The sequence below is a fragment of the Candidatus Zixiibacteriota bacterium genome (genome assembly GCA_034003725.1).
In the GTDB taxonomy this organism is placed as follows: Bacteria; Zixibacteria; MSB-5A5; order GN15; family FEB-12; genus WJMS01.
This window is the reverse complement of record JAVEYB010000005.1, coordinates 86,333-108,307: the sequence shown is the minus strand read 5'-3', so window position 1 is coordinate 108,307 and position 21,975 is coordinate 86,333. Positions and strand designations below refer to the sequence as shown.

General features: G+C 57.5%; 23 protein-coding genes and 2 tRNA genes. 11 read left to right on the top strand and 14 right to left on the bottom strand.

Annotated elements, in window-relative coordinates:
* The first annotated feature begins 99 nt into the window (after nucleotides 1-99).
* The gene (locus RBT76_07840) at nucleotides 100-495 is read left to right on the top strand and encodes a thioesterase family protein (protein MDX9857683.1); all 396 of its coding nucleotides are present in this window, start codon (nucleotides 100-102) and stop codon (nucleotides 493-495) included.
* Here RBT76_07840 and menE read toward each other — a convergent pair whose 3' ends face one another.
* The 12 genes from menE to RBT76_07780 all read right to left on the bottom strand — a co-directional run bounded on the left by menE (nucleotide 496) and on the right by RBT76_07780 (nucleotide 11,583).
* Nucleotides 496-1,941: an o-succinylbenzoate--CoA ligase gene (menE, locus tag RBT76_07835; protein ID MDX9857682.1), complete on the bottom strand. Its 1,446-nt coding sequence runs from the start codon at nucleotides 1,939-1,941 to the stop codon at nucleotides 496-498.
* Complete coding sequence (menC, locus tag RBT76_07830) at nucleotides 1,931-3,028, bottom strand: o-succinylbenzoate synthase (protein ID MDX9857681.1); 1,098 nt, start codon at nucleotides 3,026-3,028, stop codon at nucleotides 1,931-1,933. The genes menE and menC overlap by 11 nt, the downstream gene beginning before the upstream one ends.
* Nucleotides 3,019-3,906: a 1,4-dihydroxy-2-naphthoate polyprenyltransferase gene (locus RBT76_07825; protein ID MDX9857680.1), complete on the bottom strand. Its 888-nt coding sequence runs from the start codon at nucleotides 3,904-3,906 to the stop codon at nucleotides 3,019-3,021. The genes menC and RBT76_07825 overlap by 10 nt, the downstream gene beginning before the upstream one ends.
* 15 nt (nucleotides 3,907-3,921) lie before the next feature.
* Nucleotides 3,922-4,743 carry a 1,4-dihydroxy-2-naphthoyl-CoA synthase gene (gene menB / locus RBT76_07820; protein MDX9857679.1) on the bottom strand — a complete coding sequence of 274 codons (822 nt, stop codon included), beginning with the start codon at nucleotides 4,741-4,743 and terminating at the stop codon, nucleotides 3,922-3,924.
* Nucleotides 4,740-5,549: a 2-succinyl-6-hydroxy-2,4-cyclohexadiene-1-carboxylate synthase gene (gene menH, locus RBT76_07815; GenBank protein MDX9857678.1), complete on the bottom strand. Its 810-nt coding sequence runs from the start codon at nucleotides 5,547-5,549 to the stop codon at nucleotides 4,740-4,742. The genes menB and menH overlap by 4 nt, the downstream gene beginning before the upstream one ends.
* Nucleotides 5,550-5,556: 7 nt before the next feature.
* Nucleotides 5,557-7,314 (bottom strand): 2-succinyl-5-enolpyruvyl-6-hydroxy-3-cyclohexene-1-carboxylic-acid synthase, encoded by a 1,758-nt coding sequence (gene menD, locus RBT76_07810; GenBank protein ID MDX9857677.1) that lies wholly within the window; start codon nucleotides 7,312-7,314, stop codon nucleotides 5,557-5,559.
* Nucleotides 7,311-8,735: an isochorismate synthase gene (locus tag RBT76_07805; GenBank protein ID MDX9857676.1), complete on the bottom strand. Its 1,425-nt coding sequence runs from the start codon at nucleotides 8,733-8,735 to the stop codon at nucleotides 7,311-7,313. Before RBT76_07805 ends, menD begins: the two co-directional genes overlap by 4 nt.
* Nucleotides 8,732-9,472, bottom strand: a complete 741-nt coding sequence (gene ubiE / locus RBT76_07800; GenBank protein MDX9857675.1) for a bifunctional demethylmenaquinone methyltransferase/2-methoxy-6-polyprenyl-1,4-benzoquinol methylase UbiE — start codon at nucleotides 9,470-9,472, stop codon at nucleotides 8,732-8,734. Before ubiE ends, RBT76_07805 begins: the two co-directional genes overlap by 4 nt.
* A 190-nt stretch (nucleotides 9,473-9,662) precedes the next feature.
* Nucleotides 9,663-9,824 carry a DUF4295 domain-containing protein gene (locus tag RBT76_07795; GenBank protein MDX9857674.1) on the bottom strand — a complete coding sequence of 54 codons (162 nt, stop codon included), beginning with the start codon at nucleotides 9,822-9,824 and terminating at the stop codon, nucleotides 9,663-9,665.
* On the bottom strand, nucleotides 9,796-10,050 hold the full coding sequence (locus RBT76_07790) for a hypothetical protein (GenBank protein ID MDX9857673.1): 255 nt from the start codon (nucleotides 10,048-10,050) through the stop codon (nucleotides 9,796-9,798). Before RBT76_07790 ends, RBT76_07795 begins: the two co-directional genes overlap by 29 nt.
* A complete protein-coding gene (locus RBT76_07785) occupies nucleotides 10,043-10,711 on the bottom strand; it encodes a hypothetical protein (GenBank protein ID MDX9857672.1) in 669 nt (222 codons plus the stop codon). The genes RBT76_07790 and RBT76_07785 overlap by 8 nt, the downstream gene beginning before the upstream one ends.
* Complete coding sequence (locus RBT76_07780; protein ID MDX9857671.1) at nucleotides 10,708-11,583, bottom strand: DUF4388 domain-containing protein; 876 nt, start codon at nucleotides 11,581-11,583, stop codon at nucleotides 10,708-10,710. The genes RBT76_07785 and RBT76_07780 overlap by 4 nt, the downstream gene beginning before the upstream one ends.
* Nucleotides 11,584-11,941: 358 nt before the next feature.
* Between RBT76_07780 and RBT76_07775 the strand changes: the two genes are divergently transcribed.
* The 8 genes from RBT76_07775 (at nucleotide 11,942) to RBT76_07740 (ending at nucleotide 18,560) form a co-directional block, all read left to right on the top strand.
* Nucleotides 11,942-12,601: a regulatory protein RecX gene (locus RBT76_07775; protein MDX9857670.1), complete on the top strand. Its 660-nt coding sequence runs from the start codon at nucleotides 11,942-11,944 to the stop codon at nucleotides 12,599-12,601.
* The gene (gene alaS, locus RBT76_07770) at nucleotides 12,576-15,218 is read left to right on the top strand and encodes an alanine--tRNA ligase (protein MDX9857669.1); all 2,643 of its coding nucleotides are present in this window, start codon (nucleotides 12,576-12,578) and stop codon (nucleotides 15,216-15,218) included. Before RBT76_07775 ends, alaS begins: the two co-directional genes overlap by 26 nt.
* Entirely contained in the window at nucleotides 15,215-15,979 is a 765-nt protein-coding gene (locus tag RBT76_07765) for a geranylgeranylglyceryl/heptaprenylglyceryl phosphate synthase (protein ID MDX9857668.1), read from the top strand. Before alaS ends, RBT76_07765 begins: the two co-directional genes overlap by 4 nt.
* Nucleotides 15,976-16,566 (top strand): SIS domain-containing protein, encoded by a 591-nt coding sequence (locus RBT76_07760; GenBank protein MDX9857667.1) that lies wholly within the window; start codon nucleotides 15,976-15,978, stop codon nucleotides 16,564-16,566. Before RBT76_07765 ends, RBT76_07760 begins: the two co-directional genes overlap by 4 nt.
* Nucleotides 16,563-17,825, top strand: a complete 1,263-nt coding sequence (locus RBT76_07755; protein MDX9857666.1) for an O-antigen ligase family protein — start codon at nucleotides 16,563-16,565, stop codon at nucleotides 17,823-17,825. The genes RBT76_07760 and RBT76_07755 overlap by 4 nt, the downstream gene beginning before the upstream one ends.
* A gap of 40 nt (nucleotides 17,826-17,865) precedes the next feature.
* Nucleotides 17,866-18,123: a hypothetical protein gene (locus RBT76_07750; GenBank protein MDX9857665.1), complete on the top strand. Its 258-nt coding sequence runs from the start codon at nucleotides 17,866-17,868 to the stop codon at nucleotides 18,121-18,123.
* A gap of 178 nt (nucleotides 18,124-18,301) precedes the next feature.
* Nucleotides 18,302-18,375 (top strand) — tRNA-Val (locus RBT76_07745).
* 111 nt (nucleotides 18,376-18,486) lie between these two features.
* Nucleotides 18,487-18,560 (top strand) — tRNA-Asp (locus RBT76_07740).
* Here the strand turns inward: RBT76_07740 and RBT76_07735 are convergent.
* On the bottom strand, nucleotides 18,552-20,105 hold the full coding sequence (locus RBT76_07735) for a recombinase family protein (GenBank protein ID MDX9857664.1): 1,554 nt from the start codon (nucleotides 20,103-20,105) through the stop codon (nucleotides 18,552-18,554). The genes RBT76_07740 and RBT76_07735 overlap by 9 nt on opposite strands.
* Nucleotides 20,102-20,275 (bottom strand): toxin-antitoxin system HicB family antitoxin, encoded by a 174-nt coding sequence (locus RBT76_07730; GenBank protein MDX9857663.1) that lies wholly within the window; start codon nucleotides 20,273-20,275, stop codon nucleotides 20,102-20,104. The genes RBT76_07735 and RBT76_07730 overlap by 4 nt, the downstream gene beginning before the upstream one ends.
* Nucleotides 20,276-20,855: 580 nt before the next feature.
* Between RBT76_07730 and RBT76_07725 the strand changes: the two genes are divergently transcribed.
* Together RBT76_07725 and RBT76_07720 are read left to right on the top strand one after the other, a co-directional pair.
* Nucleotides 20,856-21,506 carry a DUF4145 domain-containing protein gene (locus RBT76_07725; GenBank protein MDX9857662.1) on the top strand — a complete coding sequence of 217 codons (651 nt, stop codon included), beginning with the start codon at nucleotides 20,856-20,858 and terminating at the stop codon, nucleotides 21,504-21,506.
* 256 nt (nucleotides 21,507-21,762) lie between these two features.
* Nucleotides 21,763-21,972, top strand: coding sequence for a helix-turn-helix transcriptional regulator (locus RBT76_07720; protein ID MDX9857661.1), 210 nt, complete (start codon nucleotides 21,763-21,765; stop codon nucleotides 21,970-21,972).
* The last annotated feature ends 3 nt before the right edge of the window (nucleotides 21,973-21,975 follow it).

Here is a 21,975-nt window from a genome sequence, read left to right as displayed (position 1 = left end):
CAAGGTCGCGATCTTTTTTGGTGCGTTCCCTTATAAAAATCCCGTTTACTAACGGTACCAAACCATAACTCCGATCCGATCGGGCGCATAAGGGACGACATGTACCAGTTTGTTACTTCAGTGCGGCTCCACGATACCGACGCCGCCGGATTGCTGTTTTTCGCCAACCAGTTCAAGATGGCGCACGACTGCTATGAAAGCTTCTTGTACGACAACGGACTCAGCTTCCTTACTATTCTCGCGGAGCGCGATTACCTGCTGGCGATCGTTCACGCCGAAGCCGACTTCACGAAAACTCTGGCGGTCGGCCAGGAGCTGACCATTGAAATGAAGACCAGCCGGATCGGCAATACGTCATTCACGCTCGGCTACCGCATACTCAGCGACGAGGGCGAGGTGGGCACCGTCTCAACGGTACATGTTTGTGTCGACGTCGACACGGGGCGAAAGCGGGCGTTGCCGGAGGAACTCGTAGAAGTTCTCGAAGAACTGTGATCAGGACTTCGGAGAGTCGCCCGTTGACAGCAGTCGCGCGAATTCGGAACGGAGCGGCTTAAGGCCCGTTCCGGCAATCGATTCAGGCCAGGGGAGGTAGCGGACCGGCATGGCATATCGAGGGATCAAGGGTGTCAGCGACCTGCGCATGTCCTCGGCCTGCAACAGAGTTCCGGCCGGCGTTTTCACGAATGCCACGGGACGGTGACCGTATTCGGCATCTTCTATCGGCACGACCAGCGCATCTTCGACACCATCGAGTGAGCACAAAGCCCGCTCAATCATCTCCGGCATCACATTCTCACCACCCGAGACGAACATATTATCACGGCGACCAAAAACGGTAAGATACCCCTCCCGGTCGAATCTTCCCAGATCGCCGGTAGCAAACCAGCCGTCATCATCCACCGGTCGCGTGATCTCGTCCTTTTTGACATAACCCGCGAACAACGTCTGGCCTCGAACCAGAATCTCCCGCTGTTCGTTGATTTGAATCTCGCGATACTCAAGCGGGCATCCCGATGTTGCAAGTCGCGCGGGAAGATCCTGGGGACTCGTTGTGGTCACTTGCGATGCCATCTCTGTCAGCCCGTAGCTCTTGTAAACGGGCAGGCCGTAATCGCAAGCGCGGTGAATCAGGACATCCGGTACCGTGCTGCCGCCGACCAGAAGGGCCTTAATCTGCCGGGATAACGTCTTCAGATCCTCACCGGCGCTCAGAAGTCGGCGCAACTGAGTCGTGACCAGCGACAGGTGCGTGACGCGATAGCGCCGTATTGCTTCCAGCGTGTGTTCGTCACGCGCAGCGACAACCACCGCTCCGCCCCCCGCAAGGGCGCGGAAGAGGATCCCCAGCCCGCCCACGTGATAGAGCGGCAGAGAAAGCAGCCATCGATCACCGGGACCAAAGCGAATATTGCGATTCGATCCCAGCGCATTGAAGTGGTAGTTGCCCAACGTATGCAGTACAGCCTTCGGCTCAGCCGCGCTTCCCGATGTAAACACAATCCCGGCGGGCGCGTCCGGCGAGCGAAGCGGCGGATCGACAACAGGCTCATCATGCGAATCACGCGCCGCGGTCTGCACGTCTTCGATTCTAATAATGAGTCCGTGTTTCAAGTCGCGTTCAGAGATGACTGCTTTTGCGCCGATACTTTCGATGGCATCGACATGCATCGCCATGGGCCAGCGCGTATTCAGTGGACAAAACACCACCCCCAGCCTCACGCACGCTGCGATAGCGAGGACCATTGCTGCGCTGTTCTCCATTACCAACGCCAGGCGATCGCCTTCGCGGAGCCCGTGGTCGGTCAGCAGATGCGCCACGGCTGACGTCTGCCGGTCGAAGCTATCGAATGACTGCGCTCGCGCCGGATCGACCAGCGCGGTATGACCGCAAAAAAGCCGGGCCGCCTCGACCACCGGGCAGGGGATTCTATTCGTCATAGACCTCCTGCAGTCGGGCGGCATCGACCGACCGAAGCACAGCCATTGCCGTGTCAACGGAGATTCGGCCGTTGATCATACGGAGCGGCGTCTGTGAAGGTTGGTGGTCAAACCAACTGATCGTATCCAGCCCCGCAGCGACATCATCTTTTGTCATTGCGGCTGCCAGGTTCACCAGACCGGCAACACCAACGGCAGATTCAACGGCAGAACTCACCACCGGGGTCACGCCGGCATTGAGGGCGCGGCGGGCAAAACGCATTGCCTTCTCTAGTCCACCCAAAACGGTCGGGCGAAGAATTACAGCCGAAAGCCCTGCAAACACCGGCAGCTGTTCGGGCGCAAGTCCCACAACAGACTCATCGAGCGCTACCGGCACTCCGGTGATCCGGGCGAAGTCGGAGAGACGAGTGGGGTCGGCCAGTGGCTCTTCGAGGTATTCGAGTGGGATGCCGTTGATGTCGTTGGCGAACCGGACTGCGTCGACGAATTCCCACGCGCGGTTGGCGTCGAGTCGAATTGTAACGCTTCCACCCAGTCGGGAAAAGGCATGATGCACCGTAGCGACATCCTCCGAGATCGATTGACGCCCAACCTTCACTTTCACCGCCGGATATCGTCCTTCACGAACGCGCACGATCTCATTGTCGATATTCTCGAAACCGCCGGCAATAAGCCCGTTGACGGCCACACTCGGCCGTGGCGCGGAAGTCAGCAGATTTGCCACCGCTTCTCCGCGCTGTGCCGCCAGCAGACACAGAACGGCATTCTCCACGCCGGTTCTGACTGATGGAGGAAGGTCAAACGCACCCAGCCATCGATCAAAGCCACCCGACAGTTCCTCGACGCAATCCGGGACCGTGTACCCTCGCAGAGTACGCCGCAGACTTCTGGTTGCCGCAACGGCGGCCTCGCGATTTTCCACGCTGAATCCCGGCAGCGGAGCAATCTCACCCCATCCGCTGTCACCGCCACACCCGAGGCGAATAAGAATCCCTTCACGCTCATGGTAGCTCTGCCCGCGAAAAACCAAGGGGCGGTTGAGAGAGAGTCGATACGTGTAAATGTCGAAAGATTCTATATCCATCGCATCCACCCCAAACAGAAAAGGGCGCTGTAAAGCAACAGCAGGCGCCCGGTGGCAGCGAGAGTGTTATTCAGTGCCGAGCCCTTTTGATGGCGCATGTCCGATACACTTGGCAACGCTACCGGAAGTACTGCAACGGCAGCCAGCACGGTCACGGGGCCATCTCCGAAAGCGAACAGATATACAGGCACCAGGCAGGCTGCGCTGACAGCGAGAACGTACTCTCCAAAGGCGAACGACCTGCCGAAACGTACGGCGAGCGTGCGTTTTCCGGCCACCCGGTCGTTGTCAATATCACGGAGGTTGTTGACCGTCAGGATTGCCACCGAGAACAATCCGGGCGCCAGCCCGGCAACCAGGACCGATTCCGTTATTGCCAGCGTCTGCACGTAATACGTACCTCCAACCGCAACGGGGCCGAAGAAAATGAGGACGAACAAGTCGGCCGAACCATTATAGGCAAGTGGGGACGGACCGGACGTGTACAATGCGCCGAACAGGATAGACGATAACCCGATCACGACGACCGGCCATCCGCCGCGGTAGACCAGGTAGACGCCGATCAAAAAAGCGAGCCCGAATATAAGAATTGCCGCATTGCGAACGGCGGTGGGGGACACGAGCCCGGCTTGTGTGATACGGACAGGACCGACCCGCTCAGCGGTGTCGGTCCCCTTGACAAAATCCGCGTAGTCGTTGGCGTAGTTGGTGCCGATCTGAATCAGCAGCGCCCCGCACAATGCTGCCACAGCCGCCCAGAGATGAAAGCCCCCGTCGACATACGCCATCACGGTCCCGATGAAAACCGGGGCAACCGCGGCCGGCAACGTCTTTGGACGTGCTGCTAATAGCCAGACGCTCAACGATACGGAGCTCATGGGAGCCACTTTCGTTCACGGCCTGCGGGGAAATTTCGAAAAGTCGGGCGAACGTTTCTCGACGAACGCATTGCGCCCTTCCTGACCTTCTTCGCTCATGTAAAACAGCATGGTTGCGTTTCCGGCCAGCTCCTGCAGTCCCGCCTGGCCGTCACAGTCGGCGTTGAGGGCTGCCTTGAGGCAGCGGATCGCTATCGGTGAATTGGCGAGTATTTCGCGACACCACTGAACCGTTTCCTCCTCGAGTCGTGCCAGCGGCACGACCGCGTTCACCAGTCCCATATCGAGAGCCTGTCGAGCGTCGTATTGCCGGCAGAGGAACCAGATTTCGCGGGCCTTTTTCTGGCCGACAATCCGTGCCATGTATGAGGCGCCATACCCGCCATCAAATGACCCAACCCTGGGTCCTGTCTGTCCGAAAATCGCGTTGTCGGCGGCGATCGTCAGATCCGCCATCAAGTGCAGTACGTGTCCTCCACCGATCGCGAAGCCGGCGACCATGGCGATGATCGGCTTGGGGCAGGTCCGCATTTGTCGCTGGAATTCAAGGACATTCAGGCGATGCACGCCCGACTCATCCTTGTAGCCCGAATCGCCGCGAATCTTCTGGTCGCCCCCCGAACAAAACGCCTTCTCGCCCTGGCCCGTGAGGATGACAACGCCGATCGATTGGTCCTCGCGTGCATCGGCAAGCGCCTGCGACATTTCCGTCACGGTCAATGGCCGGAAAGCGTTGCGCACTTCCGGGCGGTTGATGGTGATTTTGGCGATCCCGTCGGTCTTGTGATACTGGATATCCGAAAACGTACCGGCTGTGACCCAGGCAATTGCGCTCATGACGTCCTCGACAACAAAAACGATTCAACTTCCGTGCAGAAACGGTCGGGCTGTTCGAAGTGAACGGTGTGACCGCTCCCCGGTATGATACGAACTTCAGCGTGCGGGCACAAGCGGCTCATTCGATCTGCCAGCACTCGGAACTTGCCGTCAAACTGCCCTACGACAAGCCTGATCTCCTGATTGATCTCCGGCAACAGATCCCAGTACGACTCCTGTGAACCCGTACCCATGAGACGCAGTGATCGGGACAACCCGGTCGGATCGCCCCGAAGCCGTCGCTGCAGCAGGCGCTCAAAACGGCCTCCGTGCGTCCGCATGCCCGCAAACATCGGCTGATCGTACCATCGCATCAGAAATGCCGACAGGCTGGTGGTCTCGATCTCCCTCGCCCGCTTGTCGTCGAGCTCTCTCCGCGCTTCGCGTTCCACGCCATCTTCAATTCCGGGTGTAGTCGATTCCAGTACAGTTCTCCCGAACCGGTCGGGGAAGTGAATCAGCAGATGGATCGCCAGCCGCCCTCCCATGGAATAGGCAATCAGGTCGCACGTGGAAATCTTGAGATGATCGAGGACATCGATAACGGCCCCGGCACACGTCGCCATCGCGAACCACTTAACTCCGACCGAAGCCGACTCGCCGTGCCCGGGCAGGTCAATCGCGACCGTTCGGTACTGCCCGGACAGCCGCCGCTCTACGTCGTGCCAATCCTCCTTCGACCCGGTAAATCCATGCAGAAGCAAAACCGCGGGACCGTCTGGCCGCCCCCCTTCGTGAAACGCAAGCACGGGAGTGGTGCTGGTCATGACGGCATCACTCCGGTACGAGTTCGCCCACCGAGCGTTCGACTCGCCTTATCAAATCTGCAGTGGTTCGGCGGTCCACAGGTATTTCAATTATTATCGATGTTCGCGAGCTGCGTTGCTCGACATAGGCAATTTGGAAGTCGTCAAGTGTCTGGACACAACGGTAGGCAAGGTCAAATTGCGCTGCTGCGTTCTCGAACTTCATGCCGTGCGGGGTCGTGAAGTAGCGCTCGAATACATCACCGTGCTCGGCGATCGGCAGAAGCGAGAAGATGCCCCCACCGTCGTTATTAAGGACGACAATTGTCACCGGGTGCGGCGATGTCCTGACGAGGGCCAGCGAATTGAGATCATGAAGCAGCGCCAGATCTCCCGTCAACAGAGTTACTGGCCTGGCCTGACCCTGCGCGAAGCCCACCGCCGATGCGACCGTTCCATCTATGCCGCTCGCCCCCCGGTTTGCACCAATCGGGACCAAGGCGCTCGATGACGCGCCGTACATGTCCATCAGTCTGATCGGAAGGGAACTTGCCAGCCACAACGCGTGATGTCGATCCATAAGCTGTGACAAGAGATGAGTGATGGCAGGCTCAGTGAGCGCGCCGTTGGCAATCAGCGGATCAACGGTCTCTGCGACCAGTTCAGAACGTGATTGCCAGGCCGCCAGTTTCGACGTGGGGGACGCGGACGGTACCTGCTTCACCAATTCGTGGCAGACCCGGGAGATTGCAGCGTGAATGCGGTCTGTAACCTGATGGTTCGGATCGAAGTCCCGCAGGTCGCCATCGATGCACACGTACCTCGTGGGACGGATCCGTTCCAGCCACTGCAACAGGCGCTTTGAAATCACTCTCCCACCCGCGTGGATCACCACCGACGGCGTCAGGTCCGTTTGCATGGCTTTTGAGTGGAGAATCAGGTCGTAGTTTGGAATGACATTCGGGTGCTGCAGTCCAAGTCGGAGGCCGGACTGAATGTCGGGGAGTGCCGGCCAGCCGGTTGCTTCGCTCAATGCGAGAACGGCGTCGCGGTCGGCCTCCGACGTCAGCATTCCGGCGACAATGATTCCGTCGGCCGTGCCGGCGATGATGCCGGACACCGTGTGCACTGCTGTTTGATCGACGCCGCCGTCTGGATCGGTCGAGCGTGACCATGGGGACGATCCCGACCCCCACGCTTCAATACTCTTGAGATATGTAGTGTAATCACGGCCATCGTCGGTTGGCGCCAACGGCTCCCGGAACGGGCAATTGATGTGTACCGGTCCGCGTGGAACAGTCATGGCCGCGCGGGCTACCCGGTCTATCCGTGACAACAGAGTCGTGGCTGATATCTCAGGATCGGGACACGGCAGCAACAATTCGTATCGGGCGTAGTGCGAAAAAATACCCGGCTGCACGATCGTCTGGTTGGCGCCGCAGTTCTGCAGTTCGGGAGGACGGTCGGCGCTCAGGACTATCAACGGGAGGCGATCCATCGACGCTTCCACTACTGCAGGTAAATAGTTGGCGACGGCGGTGCCCGACGTACAGATCAATACTGCTGGGCGCGATGTCGCGCGCACATAGCCGACCGCCGCGAACGCGGCGCCGCGTTCATCAAAGTGAACCACCGTCGTGACGCGCGGATTTCGGGCGGCTGCGACAGTCAGCGGTGTCGATCGCGAACCCGGAGAAACGAAGCAGTGTGAGATGTCGTGTCGGACTAACTCCTCGATGAGAATCGACGCCCACAGAGCGTTGAAGTTGACCGTGCTTACTCTCATGACTCGATCAGGGGACGTATCAGTGCAGCAATCTTGTTCTCGAGTTCCTCCCATTCGTCGTCAGACCGTGATCCGTCGACGATTCCCGCTCCTGCATACAAACGGATATCTCCGGGCCGCGCCAATGCCGATCGAATTGCCACGGCGAATTCTGATCGATCGGCGGCGATCCACCCGACCGGTCCCGCGTACCAGCCACGATCAAACGGTTCGAGTTCCGCGATCAGATCCATCGCTTCATTGACCGGCAAACCCGCGACCGCAGGTGTGGGGTGCAAGGCTGATAGAATGGTTGCATCGCACGGAACTCCACCGTCGTCGGTCTCAGCCAGACGCCCCATAATTCGCGCATACAAATGCTGCACCTGCGGTGTCGTCCGGACCGTGACGTCGCCGGCGATCCTGTGTGATATCCCGGCGCGATCCATCGCCGCCGAGATGCCCTGAATCACGTATTGATGTTCGCGTCGATCCTTCTCACTGCCCATCAGTTCTTCAGCCAGCCGCGAATCTTCTGCACTGGTGCTTCCTCGCGGACGGGTGCCGGCCTGCGCCTCGGTTTCGATCAGCACCCCCTTGCGCGAGTAAAGTCGTTCCGGAGTGGCGCCGAAGAACACGGTACCCGGGTCGAATTCAAACGCAAACGTGTAGCAGTCGCCTTTATCATGCAGATCGCGAAGGACCGACCACGCTGGTACCGGTTTCGCCGTCGTCATGACTGACTCGCGTGCAAGGACGATTTTCTCGATCGATCCATCCTGCAGGTGGCGGTGAGCCGAACTCAGAAGCGTGCCCCATCCGTAGCGGTCGGGCGAGTCGACTCTGTTGCCGACGTCCCCCGACAGTCGCACTTTGTCCGTGACGGTAAACAAGAGACGATTGAGATCCGCGAGGATGCGGTTGATGCGACTGTCGTCAAGATCAGTATCGAGGAGGTTGCAGGAGAAAAGGGCATCCTCGCCGTAACGCAGCAATTCGAAGCGTGGCAGGACAAAAAGACAGTCCGGCAGGCATCGCCACGGAGAGCGGCTTTCACTGGGCCGGGCACGGTAGTCGAAACGCATGCCGCCATAGTACCGAAGTCCTTCGGGGGCCTCCGACAGGACGTAGTCCAGCCGCTTGAACAGCGGCGCAACATTGATAGGAGCGTGCATGGTGATTGTCTCTGCCGCACCGACTCCCGCCATCTGCCAGCTGCCGTTTCGATCGCCCCAGTAGATTCGGCGCCCCACACTTTGACCGGCTAACCAGGTCAGTGGAGACATCGATTCGGTGGCTAAAGTCAGTCGGTAGGTGACCGGCCGGGAATGGTCCGCCGGCGTGCGGCCGGCCCGCGTGCGCAGGGTGCGGATACGATCGGTCATCGCCTCAACCAGCGCGCCCGGAGCCACTTCCTGCAGATGTGAAATGAGATGTGTCATTTCTTGTCCGCCCGATAGAGTGTGGCGATACCATACGTCAGGGGATACTGTTCAGGGGCAGAGAAACCGGCGGCCCGCAACAGGCCGAGAAACTCCTCGCCGTACGGGAATGATTCGACGGACCGGTTCAAGTAGCGGTAGGCAGTGCGGTCACCAGAAATAATCCCGCCGAGACGGGGGAGGACCGAGCGGAAATACCACAGGTACACTCGTCTCAGGACCGAGTTCGACGGCAGTGAGAACTCGAGGATCAAGGCACGGCCCCCGGGCTTAAGCACGCGTCGCATTTCCTGCAGCGAAGTGGAAACGTCGGAGACGTTCCGTATGCCGAATGAAATGGTAACTGCGTCGAAGACGTTGTCATCGAACGGCAGTCGTTCGGCCCGGCCCTTCTCGAGGCGAAGCACACTGTCGAGCATCCGTCCTGCGATCTTTTTTCGCCCGATCGACAGCATTTGCTCGGCCGGGTCTAGGCCTATTCCTCCTCGAAGGCGGCCCGAATCGTAGAGCGCCAGCAGCTGGTCGGCGGTACCGGTGGCGAGGTCCAGGACGTGCAGTTCATTGCCGGGCGGAAGATGCGAAATCATTCGCGCCCGCCAGCTTCTGTCGCGATTGGCTGACAGCAGGTGGTTGAGCAGGTCGTATCGTCCCGCGATCCGGTCGAACATCGACGCGACGTTTTCGCGCGACGGTCCCCGATCCGTTGGATTGGCGGTGCTCATAGTGGCTGTGTCCATCGTTTATCCGGCTCCATGATCCGGCTGCGCATCAGGCTCCGCCCATTCGCGTGCGGCGGCGGTCAGCAATATAACGGATTGTCGTCCGGATTCAAGTAGATGTGGCGGCGGAACGCCCGCGCTTGTTCAGTCAAACAAAAAACCCTCCGCGCCGAGGCGGGAGGGTGATTTGAGTCAGCGTTTCGACGAATTACTTGTAGACGCTGTTGCGGTTTTCATCGGTGATCGGAACCATTTTCGTGGCGAATTTCCACGATCCGGACTCCGTCTTGACCGCCTTGACAACTTTCAGGTACTCCTTGCGGGCCTCTTTCTGTTTGAGCTTATCCTGAAAAGTCTGTTTCTTGGCCATTGAAGACCTCCTCGATTATCGACTCACTATCATGTTTCGCACGGAGACCCGCGAGTTCGTTTTTCACGGCCACGAGCACGCGGGTGGTTTCCCGAAGCAGGTTGAACTCCTTATCGCCGCCGAATCGCTCCGATGCCTGGTCGAAATACGTCAGGGCGGTTCCGTAATCGCGCTGCTTCAGCGAGCGCAGCGCCATGACGTAGGCTTTTTCCGACAGGTTAAGCACCGGTCCGACTCCCTTTCATACGTCGCTCGGCTTCTTTCAGCCGCTTAACGTACGGGTCGACTTTGTAGTTCTCCTGCTTGAGCGAATATATGATAAGTGCCGACAAAATCAAGGCATCTTTGTTTTGCTGCATCTCAGCGGACTTGAGCGCGTCATCGAGCGCTGAGAGAATATGCTGACTCCCGCCCGCGAGATCGTCAAAGCGCCTGCCCAATCGCTCCATCAATTCGGCAAACCGGGCCAGAGAGCCCGGTCGTTCCGCTTCGTTTTTAGCCACTGATTCCGGCCCGCGGGTCAGGACAATCTTCCTTTCGCCGCCTGTATGTTGTTGCCATCGTTCGATTTCCGCCGCGACTTTCTGGACGGCTGGGGAGTATTCGGAGGTAGTGCGAAGACGCGCTCCAATCTGGTCCAGGATCCGCGAGATCCTGCCGGTGTCCGCCGGGCGAAGAGTCTGGTCGGTGAGCCAACGATTGTGTTCGGCGAACCACCCGCCAATCCGGTCGGCCAGATCGGAAGAGCGATCCATGTGACGGGCGATATCGTCCAGCCGGTTGATGCCGTCGAGCACCTCTAGTCGCTTCTCCTTGGCTCCGACTACCCGCGAGAGAAATCCCTCGAGTACCGATTCCAGTTCCTCCAGCGTCCGTTGACGACTCACACGTGATCTCCCAGGACAGTCTGTGTCACCCGGCGATCCATCGCCGCCGGCGTCGACTTGTCCTTAAGGTAGTCCTCGAACAGGCCGGCCAGCCGCTTGACCATCAAATCAAGCTCGGTCGGTCCGGCATCGGCTGTTACTGCTGTTTTCTTTCTCTCCGACGGCGTGATGATCCCGGCGAGCTTCAGCTTGGCCAGCGTCCGGAGTGCCTGGTCGCGCGGCATCGACGATAACCCACATACCTCATCGATTGACCGAAAACCGTCGACCAGCGCCATGATGTTCCATTCGGCGGCCTCCATCGTGACCGCCCGTGCGCGCCCCTTTTGAGACGCCGAGATACTGTACACTTGCTGGAAGTCCGGCAGAACGTCGCGTATCATCGACATTTCGTCGTGACGTCTCAGGCCTTCAAGTATGACGTTTTCGACTGAGAGATTCACGGTGATCTCTTCTTCGGTGGGGAACTGGTCTTCGTAGAATTTGAAAGACCCACTCTGCCACGCGAGCAGCGAGTAGAGCAGTTGCTCTATCTGCTCCCGCACGACTTTTTCCAAATCGGCGCGATCGATGAAATGCTTCTTGATCAGGATTTCGCCGAGTCGAAGTGAATTGTCCGTGCGGGCCTGCGCGATGACCGCCTCGTCGAGTTGCTGGGCCGTCAGCAGTCCCCGCTCCTTCAGCAGTTGCCCCAGGTGAAAGGTCTGGCGGGGACCGTAGCCGTACACGATGTCACCATTTCGGAAATAGATCATCACGATCGATTCGTCCTTCTGGATGCCGAGTGTGCCCGACTTTCGGCTGACCGCGATTAACTGAAATATCTCCGGAAGTGTGAACTTCTCAATGCTTCCCTGCAGATCGAGATCCATGGTTATCCCTATGCCTTTTGCTTCGGTTACTCCCGCGTAAGCGGTCTAAGCGACTGAAATAAAGAGAGATGCGTGAACGCCAATTTTACTGGTTCCTTAACCACCTGAGATGATAACTAGTTAGCTCGGATGTGTCATCCTACCTGATACTATAATGTTATCCGTCTTGCGTCAACCGAGAAGTGTGTGCCAACGGCATTTTTTTGTGCCCTTTCCATATTCTCCGGTACTTTGCCGGATTGTTGGAGGGGTAGGGAGGAGAGGATCGGTCGCCTCTCTACCTATTTTGTCTTTTGTACGCAGAGACCTATACCATATCATGGCCAGAGTTGAGAAAAATCCGGGGAGGACGAAGTATATGAATTCGGACCGACAGCTCAGGATCATTCGGCTAGTCAATACCGGCGAGTCCTTTGCCGTGTACGTCACCGGGAGGGAGGAAGCGCTTGAGGTCAGTCCTGCCCTCGTTCACCGACATCGCCTGAAAGAAGGGATCGTCCTGACCGAGCCGCAACTGGCCCAGCTGCTCGCCGAGGCGGAGCTGGATCGGTGCGACCGGGCGGTGGCGAGGTCACTTGCGATTCGCGAGCATACCACCGGGGAACTTCGCGACAAACTTCAGCGCAAGGGTTTTTCGAAAGACGTGATCGCGGCGACCCTCAAGCGATTCACCGAGAGGGGGCTGCTCGACGACGCCCATGTGGCCGCGAAGCTGGTCCGATCATCACTGGAAAGAAACCCTTCGGGACGTGCCTACCTGATCGCAGTACTTCGAAAAAAGAAGGTAGACCGGGAGCTGGCCGAACAGACGGTCGACATGATTCTCTCGGGCAGCGACGAGACTGAGCTGGCTGTGGCATCATTGTCAAAAAGGTGGTCATCACTTCGCCATTTAGAACTTGAACGGGCCCGCAGCAGGGCGTATAATTACCTGTCCCGCCGAGGGATAGGATACAGCGCCGCCCGCGCCGCATTTGAGCAGTTGTACAACCGTGAACGCGAGGACTCCGACCATTAAGACTTCCGAGATACGCCAGTCGTTTCTGGCCTACTTCCAGCGCCGCAAACACACCCTGGTGCCGTCGTCTCCGGTCATCCCCTTTGATGACCCGACCATTCTGTTCACCAACGCCGGGATGAACCAGTTCAAGGACGTGTTCACCGGCAAGCGCCGCACCGAGTACAGCCGGGCGACATCGTCACAGAAGTGCATCCGCGCCGGGGGCAAACATAATGACCTCGACAATGTCGGATTCACTGCCCGGCACCACACGTTCTTCGAGATGCTGGGTAATTTCTCTTTCGGCGATTATTACAAGGAAGAGGCAATCTACTACGCGTGGGAGTGGGTCACGCGCGAACTCGAACTGCCGAAAGATCGGCTCTACGCCACGGTGTACGAGACCGATGACGACGCATTCGCATTGTGGGAGAAGATCGCGCCGGATCTGAGGAATGGGCGAGTGCTGCGGTTCGGTAAGCACGACAACTTCTGGTCGATGGGCGACGTCGGCCCGTGCGGGCCGTGTTCGGAGATTCATTTCGACCGCGGTGAGAAATACGGAGTCGGTCCGGACCATACGGTCAACGGGGAGACCGACCGCTTTATCGAGGTCTGGAATCTGGTGTTCATGCAGGACGACCAGCTTCCCGACGGCCGCGTGGTTCCTCTGCCCAAACCCTCGGTGGATACCGGCGCCGGCCTCGAGCGGCTGGCAGCGGTGAAACAGTACGCCGAGTCCAACTACGGTATCGACTTGTTCCAGAATATTATCGTCTCGATTTCAGATATCACCGGCGCCCGTTACCGGGACAATATCCCGTCGCACCATGTCATCGCGGACCACATCCGCGCGCTGACGTTCGCGATAGCGGACGGTGCGGGGATCTCCAACGAGGGGCGCGGCTATGTTCTTCGACGAATCCTCCGCCGCGCCGCGCGTCACGGACGGCTCTTGGGCGCCCACGAGCCGTTCATGTATCGGCTGGTGCCGGTGCTGGTAAACGAGATGGGGCAGGCCTATCCGGAGATTCGAGAAAAGCAGGCACATGTCGAGAGCGTGGTGCGCGCCGAAGAAGAGTCATTCATGCGGACGCTCGAAACCGGCCTGCAGTTGTTTGAGCGGGTCAGCGCCGGTGCGAGGAAGTCCGGACGCACGGTGATCGACGGCGAGGAAGTGTTCCGCTTGTACGATACCTATGGTTTTCCGTACGATCTCACGGAGATCATTGCCGCGGAGCAGGGGCTGACGCTGGACAGGCAAGGCTTCGACCGCGCGATGGCGAAACAACAGGAGCAGTCCCGCGCAGGGGCAGCGTTCAAATCCGAAGCGTTCGCCCACCGCGACGAATTTGACGCTCTTGGGTTGAACCTCCTGCCGACTGAGTTTGTCCGCGGTGAATTGACTGTCAATGCCGACGTGATGGCGGCGGTGGGCAACAATCAAACGGCAGCAGTTGTGCTGAATCGCACCCCGTTTTACATCGAGGCGGGTGGACAGATCTCCGATACGGGTCGACTATTCACCGAGACCTTTGAAATGGAAGTACTGTCGCTTCACCTGTACAACGATCTTCACTTCCATGTCGGACACGTGACACGAGGCACGCTCGATGATCTGCGCGGCCGCGAACCGGTGAAAGTGACTGCGCAGGTGGAAGCGGCTCGTCGCTGGGACATCATGCGCAATCACACCGCGACCCATCTCGCGCACGCGGCGTTGCGCAAAGTGCTTGGTGATCATGTTAAGCAGTCCGGTTCATATGTCGGGCCCGACCGCCTGCGGTTCGATTTCTCGCACCATCAGCCGATGACGCCCGAGGAGATTGCCGAGGTGGAACGCATCGTCAACAACCAGATTCTCTCCGGCAAGGATGTCGCGACCCGGGTCATGGCGCTCGACGACGCCCGCAAGGCCGGCGCTATGGCGCTTTTCGGCGAGAAGTACGGCGAGAAGGTGCGGGTGGTGTCGGTCGAAGGGTTCTCGATGGAGTTGTGCGGCGGCACGCATGTCGAGAACATCAGCCAGATCGGGCCGTTTTTCGTGACGGTCGAAACCGGGATTGCCAGCGGCGTGCGCCGTATGGAAGCGATAACGGGTCGGACCGCAATCGACTATATGCTTGCGAACAAGCGGTTCAAATCCGATGTCGCTGCGCTCGTGAATCGACCGGAGGCCGACGCGCTTGACGGTGTGAAGCAACTTCGTGAAACAATCTCGACTTTCCAAAAGGAACTCAAAAAGGCACGCGAGCAGATGTTTGCGGGCGGGGGAGAGTTGGGAGAATCACGGCAGGTTGGCGGTGTGACGATCGCGATGAACGATTTCGGAGACTCGGATCGTGACGTCATGGCGGCCTGGCTCGACCGGCAGAAGGCGATGGCCAACCCGGTCGTGGCGGTTGCCGTGGGGATAACCAACGGTAAGCGAGCCTTCATGGCGGCTGCGAGCAACGCGGCGGTTGCCGACAAGAAGCTCGATGTCGGCCAGATGACCAAAGTGGTATTGCCGAAGTTTGGAGGCCGCGGCGGCGGCAAAGAATCTTTTGCACAGGGCGGAGTGGATGCCGGCGCCAGCTCCTCCGACGTCTTTGAGGCTGTGCTGGACTGGGTACAGAAGGCGCTCACCAGATGACAAACGGAGTCTTTCATTCCCTGTGTGAAGCGAAGGACCGGCGCGGTGGCGGCTTTCTGGTATTGCTCGATCCCGACCGCGTGCCGGAAGAGCGATATCTCTCGGTTGCCGAAGCGGCGGGGGAGTGCGGAGTCGACGCCCTTCTTGTCGGAACGTCCTTCAGCCTCAGCTCGCGCTTTACGGAGGCCGTGGAACAGATTCGACTGAAGTCGACTTTGCCGCTGATCATTTTCCCCGGATCGTTCGCACAGATTACGCCGCACGCCGATGCTATTCTGTTTTCGTCACTGCTCTCCGGTCGCAATCCGGCATATCTGATCGAGGAACAGGTGAAGGGTGCCCCCTTGGTCAAGCAGTGCGGCCTCGAGCCGATCCCAACCGGGTATCTGCTGATCGAGTCCGGCTCGTTGACCTCCGTGCAGTATATCTCCGGGTCGCTGCCGATTCCCCGCACCAAGCACGATATCGCCTGCGCACACGCACTCGCGGCGCAGTATCTGGGGATGAAGCTGGTCTACCTCGAAGCCGGATCCGGGGCCAACGGTGCGGTGCCCGAAGATATGGTCGCCGCGGTCAGTTCATATGTTGACATTCCGGTGATGGTGGGAGGCGGCCTCCGTACTCCCGAAGCGTGCGCAGATCGAATCGAGGCGGGAGCGTCGTTTGTCGTGGTCGGCACTCGATTCGAGACATCGCCCGGCTTCAGCCTGCTTCGAGAAATGACCTCGGCCGCCCACCCACTGGAGGTGATCGACGTATGAATGATCAGGATAGACTGCAGATCGTGAAGAAAGCCGCCGACGACAGCGCACTGCTGCGCAAGACGGTCGCCGAGCAGATCGGCGACAAGCTTGTTTCTGTCGCAAGTATGGTGTCGGGAGTGATCGGCACCGGGGGCCGGGTTTTCATTGCGGCCAACGGCGTGCTGGCGGGGGTCGCATCGGGACTCGCGGCTGAGTTGCTGGTGCGCACGGGCAGCGACCGCAACCGGCAGGCGCTTCCCGCGATCGCCCTGAACGCCGACACATCGGTGCTCACCGATGCCGCGAATCAGTATGGATTCGAATACGCATACGCACGACAGGTGGACGGGCTCGGCCGAAAAGGTGACTTGCTGATCGTGCTATCGGTCGACGGACGGTGTGCCAATCTGGTCCGGGCGGTGCAGACGGCACGTGAACGGCACATGATCAGTTGCGCTCTCGTGGGCGGTTCCGGCGGAGAATTGTTCAAGCTGGCCGACCGCGCCCTGCTCGTCCCGCACCCGTCGCCTCAGCGAATCCAGGAGGAACTGATGTTTCTCGCCCATTCGCTCGTGGATCTCCTGGAGCGCGACTTGTTTGCATGAACGCGCTCGATCACAGATTTGTCGACCGCCTGCTGATTGTCTTCTTTGCCCTCTTTGTCTTCAGTGCGACCTTTTCGATTGCCGCTTCTCAAGTCATGCTGGGTCTGTCGACAGCAGTGTTCCTGTGGCACTGTTTCCGGTACCGGACCGTTCCGTTCTCCCGCTCTCTCCGTTGGTTCTATGCGACGACGGCGGTGTGGATTGGGTGGCTGTCTCTCACCTGCCTGAGCGGTGACACGCCGCTGCGATCACTGCTGCTCAGCCGTGAAGAGTGGCTGTTTGTCGCCCTGGTAATCGCCATGTACCTTGCGGCGCAAACGCGGACTCGCTGGTGGCTGATGGCCGCGTTCGCCGCCGGCGTGGCGCTGGTGTCGATATACGGGTTGATTCAGTATTTCACCGGCGTAAACTGGTTTACGCGTCATGCGGTGTATCCGGCGCCGGGATTCGGATGGCGCGTACTCGGCATGTTTACGCATTACCTTACCTTCGGCAATTTCTTTGCCGTGGCCGCATGCGCTCTGGTCGCCTTTACGACCGGCAGTCGATCTCGGATGACCGGGGCACTGCGGCTGCTGTTCTGGTCGGCGTCAATACTCGCGGTCCTGATCACGCTTCTGACGTTCTCGCGCGGGCCGATCGCCGCTATGGTTGTCACGCTGCTCCTGCTGGCGGTACTGCTGGGCCGCAGGTACGGCAGGACAGTGCTGATAGCGCTGGCGATCCTCGCGATCGGGTTACTGGCTATTCCCGGAGTAGCGAACCGGTATGTCGGAGAATTGGAACGTGAGTGGCGCGGCGACTATGAGGGAAGTCGCCTCTTCATCTGGCGACACTCGCTGGAGGTGATCGGCGAGCGCCCTCTGCTCGGCGTCGGCATGGGCAATTTCGGCGCACATTATGAACGTTATCTTCGAGCCGATATCGAGGATTCGCGGAAGCTGACGCACGCGCATAACGATTTTCTGAATGTCGCCGCTATCGCCGGTATTCCGGGAGCAGTTGCATACGCGTGTATGTGGTTGGTCGCTGTCGGGTACTTCTGGCTTGGCTGGCGGAGAAGTCGAATCGACGATCCGCAGGCGGTCTGGTACTTGATGGCGTTAGCCGGGTCGGTCTGTTTCTTGGGCACTTCAATGTACGAGGCGACCTGGGTTGACGAGGAGGTCCGGCAGTTGTTGATGGTGCTGTGGGGATTCGGGTTCTCAGGGTGGTATCGTTTGGACAATAGCGGGAACCCGGCGGGGCTGCCGGTGTAAACTCCTTGACAAAATCGTTCGTCGGATTCTTCTTTGACGTATGGCAACAAAGCTGGACAAAAAGCCGGTCGTATCAGTCGACCACTCGCATTGGCCCTTCGGCAAGCGGAATTACATCATGTTTGCGGTTGCCGTGGCGGTAACCGTACTCGGCTTCATTCTGCTGGGCGCGGGCGACATCACCTTTGCGCCCGTCCTTTTGGTGGCCGGGTACTGCGTGTTGATGCCGATCGCGATCTTTATCCGCGACAAGTCGGCGGATCCTGAGTCTCAGGAGCCGGTCGATTCGAGTCGGTGACTCTCATTGTAATTGTAATTCAGACAAGGTCTTTGGAGACCGGGCCAGCGGCGTTGGCGGTGCCGGATACGGGGCCCATTTTTTGTATTGGCCCGACAAATGGCGCTTGCTCTTTTGTGAATCCTAGCTATATTGTCAGGCCTGAACTGAGGCAACCGGTTACGGTTGTTCGGGGTACGGGCGGTTAGCTCAGCTGGTTAGAGCACCTGCCTTACACGCAGGGTGTCACTGGTTCGAATCCAGTATCGCCCATTTTTATGGGAGTGGGTATCGGATCGGCGATAGGCCCGGCCCGAGTTTGGTTCAAAAAAAGATGCAGGGACCGGGAACACCGGGCGTTGCAGATATCGTTTCTTGGTGAACGGGGTTGTAGTTCAGTTGGTTAGAATGCCTGCCTGTCACGCAGGAGGTCGCGAGTTCGAGTCTCGTCAACCCCGCTTTTTATCACTCTCAGCAAACTCTGGATGTTTCAGCAGATATTCCAGAGGCTTTCCAGAATCCCCAAACGGAAAAACAGATATCTTCAGCGTGTCTTCCCCTAAGACAACTTCTTGAACCATAAGCTGTAACAAGCGAGTCTGCTCTTCTGGGTTCAATTCATTGTAGATTGCCCGGAAGTCCCGCAGTGTCTTTGTGAGCAACTCGATGTCGATCTGGTGGTCCTTTAGCTGCCCAATCTCGAATTCCAGGCGCTGCATCTGGGATTTCAGTTGATCTTTACGCGTTTCCAGTTCCGGTAGCCGGTCGGACATGGCCTTTGATAGGTCGCCATGCTTCTCCACGTACCGGACCATGTTGTCGATTGAGTCTTCAACCGGCTTCAGTTCCTTCTTCAGGGCATTGAGCTCTTTGGTCTTGGTCTTGGCATTGGTCACCGACGCCTTGTTCGCTTTGCGAACCGCTTCTTTGATCACAGCCTCGTCCGTTCCGATTTCACACAGCTTGTTGACGACAGCGTCTTCAATTGCTCGGGCACCGATTTTTCTAACCTTGCACTCTTCTTTCGAATACTTCGATACGCGCGTGCATCGATAATAAAGGTAGCGTCCACTCTTGGCAGGACTCGGTGTCATCATCGAGCCGCAATCACCGCACTTGAGGATGCCTCTTAGCCGGAAATTGTACTTGTTCTGAGTAGGTCCTGTTCGCGTCTGCTTGTTCTTTTCCAGCATCTTCTGTACGTGGTTGAACCTGTTAACCGGGATGAGCGCCTTGTGTTTGCCTTCAAAGCTCTGGCCACCGAACGTCGTTTTCCCAATATAAAGTGGATTGGACAGAATGTAAGTGATCGTCCACTTCGAAAACTTCGTTTTCTTCTTACTCTTAGTCCGATAGCCCATGTCATTGATTTCCTTGGCTACCGCTGCCGGCGATCCCAACTTTACGAACAGATCGAAAATCTTCTTCACAACTGCCGCTTCTGTTTTGTGCGGAATCAGTAGTCCCTTCCTGTCCTTGTGGCGTTCGTAGCCAAATGGAGCTCGTCCACCATGCCAGAGACCCTCTTCGGCTTGGGATAGCATCTTGGCCCGGGTTCTTTCCCTGATTGTCTCAAGTTCAAACTCCGCAAAACTCATCAGTATATTGATAAAGAAACGGCCGTGAGCGGTCGTAGAGTTCAGTTCCTGTGTGGCACAGACGAATTGGCAATCATGCTCCTGCATGATTTCGTAGAGTGTCCAGAAGTCTTTGATATTCCTGGTCAGCCGATCCATCTTAGTCGTGACGACCACATCGACTTTGTTCTGCTTGATATGTTCGAGGAGTTCCCCAAGTCCGGGCCGGTCAGTGCTGCCGCCGGAACTGAGATCTTTGATTGTCGTCACATACTTCCAGCCGTTCGGCTCTTGGCTGGCGATGTAAGCCCTGCAAACCTTTTCCTGACTCTCAAGTGACGAGTATTCGGCGCGGCGGTGCTGATCCTCTGTGGACAGCCTCGCGTACACGTAGCAGCGTTTCACTTCACCATTGACTGGATTCAAGACTGCTTCCCTCGCCCCGATTTGACGTTCTTGTCGATTAGCCGTTCTACCCAGTCCTGGATAGTCTGATTCTCTTTGGCCACCTGGATTCGCAATTGCTGGTGCAGCTCCTCACTCAGTCGAATGTGAATCATCTTCGGTTTCGTGTGGGTCGTTTTCTCTCTCGGCATAGGCATCGTCCTTGACTTCAGTGTTTAGTTATAAATATAGCTTGCCTCGGCCTCGGAATCCAGCTATTTTTAGGTCATGCTGCAATAATCAGCAATGCAGAAAGGAGCGAACGGCTTGGCAAGATGGGTTGAAGCCCCGGACCCGGCCTCCCAGGTCGAGAGCAGGGCCGTTTCTTGCGATAGCGGAGTTATTGGCGAACAGACTACAGTCCGTATCCCAGCTACTTTTTATCGGAGATTTAGAAGTGCGACGACAGAGGCTCAGCAGGTTTTCGACTGCCTTGCGATGAGAATGTCGCATGTCTTTCCGTATTGGAAGGGGACTCGTGAAGATTTTCGGTTTGCAGATCATGACCAAACGGTGGTCTTTGTACTGACGCCCAAGAAGGGGTTCATACGAGTTGAAATCCGCACTGATACTGCAGGCTATCACGACCGACATAAATTATTCCCATTGGCTCCGTCCGTGGGCTCTGCGTATCCGGGTGACTGGGTTAGGGCGAACGTAAGCTCCTTGAACACGGCAAGGGCTATTGCGGAAGACGTCGAATCAACAGTCGGAAACCAAAGGTGAATTTGTATGGAAGAGAAACTCTTCTCATACTGTTCAGAATGCGGAGTTCAGGTCGAATTGACCGAGGCCGGCTCATACAGCAAACGTCGTCCCGCGGACGGTAGTGTCGCGCCACTTGACCCAACAGACGTTCCTTGGATTGCTGAAGAGTTCGTATTGTGCAATTGTCCGAAGTGTCAATCTCCCTTCCTTTTCAAACGTGAATGGTATGAGATCCCCGCTGAATTTGAAACTGTGACTTCTGAGCCCGAACTCCTGTATCCCAAAGCCGGGAGATTGCCGCAATCGCTATTGCCGCGGCAGGTTGCTAAACCATATCAAGATGCTGTCAGGTCCTACGAAGTTGGGCTAAACGAGCCTTGTGTAATAATGTGTCGAAAGTGTCTAGAGGCCGTATGTCACCTTCAAGGAGTGACGAAAGGCAATCTGAAAACCAGACTTGAGGGTTTGAGAGATGCGGGCGTTATTGACTCGAAGCTATACACTTGGACTGATGGTCTGCGATTAGTAGCTAATGACGCTGCACATGATATTGACATCAGTTTGAGTAATCAAGACGCCCGTGATGCAATAGACTTTGTTGAAGCGATCCTATCCTATGTGTTTCTGCTCGCAAGGAAGTTTGAAGAATTCGAAGCAAGAAGGAAAAGCACCTGAGGTGCCGTAACGACATAGGGAAGGGGTAGAACTGCCAGCCTTAATGCCGAACCGACGACAGGTGCTCGTATGAAAGTTGTTCTCGTAGCCTGCGTGGGAAAGAAGAAGAATCGTCGATTTGCTGTTCGGTCTCGGCTTCTGACATATCTAACGTCGTTGAGCCACCCATTTCAATTGACAGGAATTCAACACTTTGTTATACTACTATCTGTAACGGAAAACAATAGCCAGATACGCGTTATAGTAAAGTTATACTATGCCTAAGACATTGCCACCGATTGCCAGAAACATCAGGAAATACCGGAAGAAGCTCGGGGTATCTCAGGACCGGCTTTCCAAGCTGGCCGATATTACCCTGCACACGCTGACTAAAATAGAGTCCGGGGCTACCGCTGATCCGAGAATCGAAACCGTGAACAAGATAGCGAATGCCCTTGGCGTGTCGCTTGATGATTTAATGAAATAGACC

Coding starts and splice junctions, on each gene's coding strand:
- RBT76_07840 (MDX9857683.1), top strand. CDS start 100: ATGTACCAGTTTGTTACTTCAGTGCGGCTCCACGATACCGACGCCGCC.
- menE (MDX9857682.1), bottom strand. CDS start 1,941: ATGACGAATAGAATCCCCTGCCCGGTGGTCGAGGCGGCCCGGCTTTTT.
- menC (MDX9857681.1), bottom strand. CDS start 3,028: ATGGATATAGAATCTTTCGACATTTACACGTATCGACTCTCTCTCAAC.
- RBT76_07825 (MDX9857680.1), bottom strand. CDS start 3,906: ATGAGCTCCGTATCGTTGAGCGTCTGGCTATTAGCAGCACGTCCAAAG.
- menB (MDX9857679.1), bottom strand. CDS start 4,743: ATGAGCGCAATTGCCTGGGTCACAGCCGGTACGTTTTCGGATATCCAG.
- menH (MDX9857678.1), bottom strand. CDS start 5,549: ATGACCAGCACCACTCCCGTGCTTGCGTTTCACGAAGGGGGGCGGCCA.
- menD (MDX9857677.1), bottom strand. CDS start 7,314: ATGAGAGTAAGCACGGTCAACTTCAACGCTCTGTGGGCGTCGATTCTC.
- RBT76_07805 (MDX9857676.1), bottom strand. CDS start 8,735: ATGACACATCTCATTTCACATCTGCAGGAAGTGGCTCCGGGCGCGCTG.
- ubiE (MDX9857675.1), bottom strand. CDS start 9,472: ATGGACACAGCCACTATGAGCACCGCCAATCCAACGGATCGGGGACCG.
- RBT76_07795 (MDX9857674.1), bottom strand. CDS start 9,824: ATGGCCAAGAAACAGACTTTTCAGGATAAGCTCAAACAGAAAGAGGCC.
- RBT76_07780 (MDX9857671.1), bottom strand. CDS start 11,583: ATGGATCTCGATCTGCAGGGAAGCATTGAGAAGTTCACACTTCCGGAG.
- RBT76_07775 (MDX9857670.1), top strand. CDS start 11,942: ATGAATTCGGACCGACAGCTCAGGATCATTCGGCTAGTCAATACCGGC.
- RBT76_07765 (MDX9857668.1), top strand. CDS start 15,215: ATGACAAACGGAGTCTTTCATTCCCTGTGTGAAGCGAAGGACCGGCGC.
- RBT76_07760 (MDX9857667.1), top strand. CDS start 15,976: ATGAATGATCAGGATAGACTGCAGATCGTGAAGAAAGCCGCCGACGAC.
- RBT76_07755 (MDX9857666.1), top strand. CDS start 16,563: ATGAACGCGCTCGATCACAGATTTGTCGACCGCCTGCTGATTGTCTTC.
- RBT76_07750 (MDX9857665.1), top strand. CDS start 17,866: ATGGCAACAAAGCTGGACAAAAAGCCGGTCGTATCAGTCGACCACTCG.
- RBT76_07730 (MDX9857663.1), bottom strand. CDS start 20,275: ATGCCGAGAGAGAAAACGACCCACACGAAACCGAAGATGATTCACATT.
- RBT76_07725 (MDX9857662.1), top strand. CDS start 20,856: ATGGAAGAGAAACTCTTCTCATACTGTTCAGAATGCGGAGTTCAGGTC.
- RBT76_07720 (MDX9857661.1), top strand. CDS start 21,763: ATGCCTAAGACATTGCCACCGATTGCCAGAAACATCAGGAAATACCGG.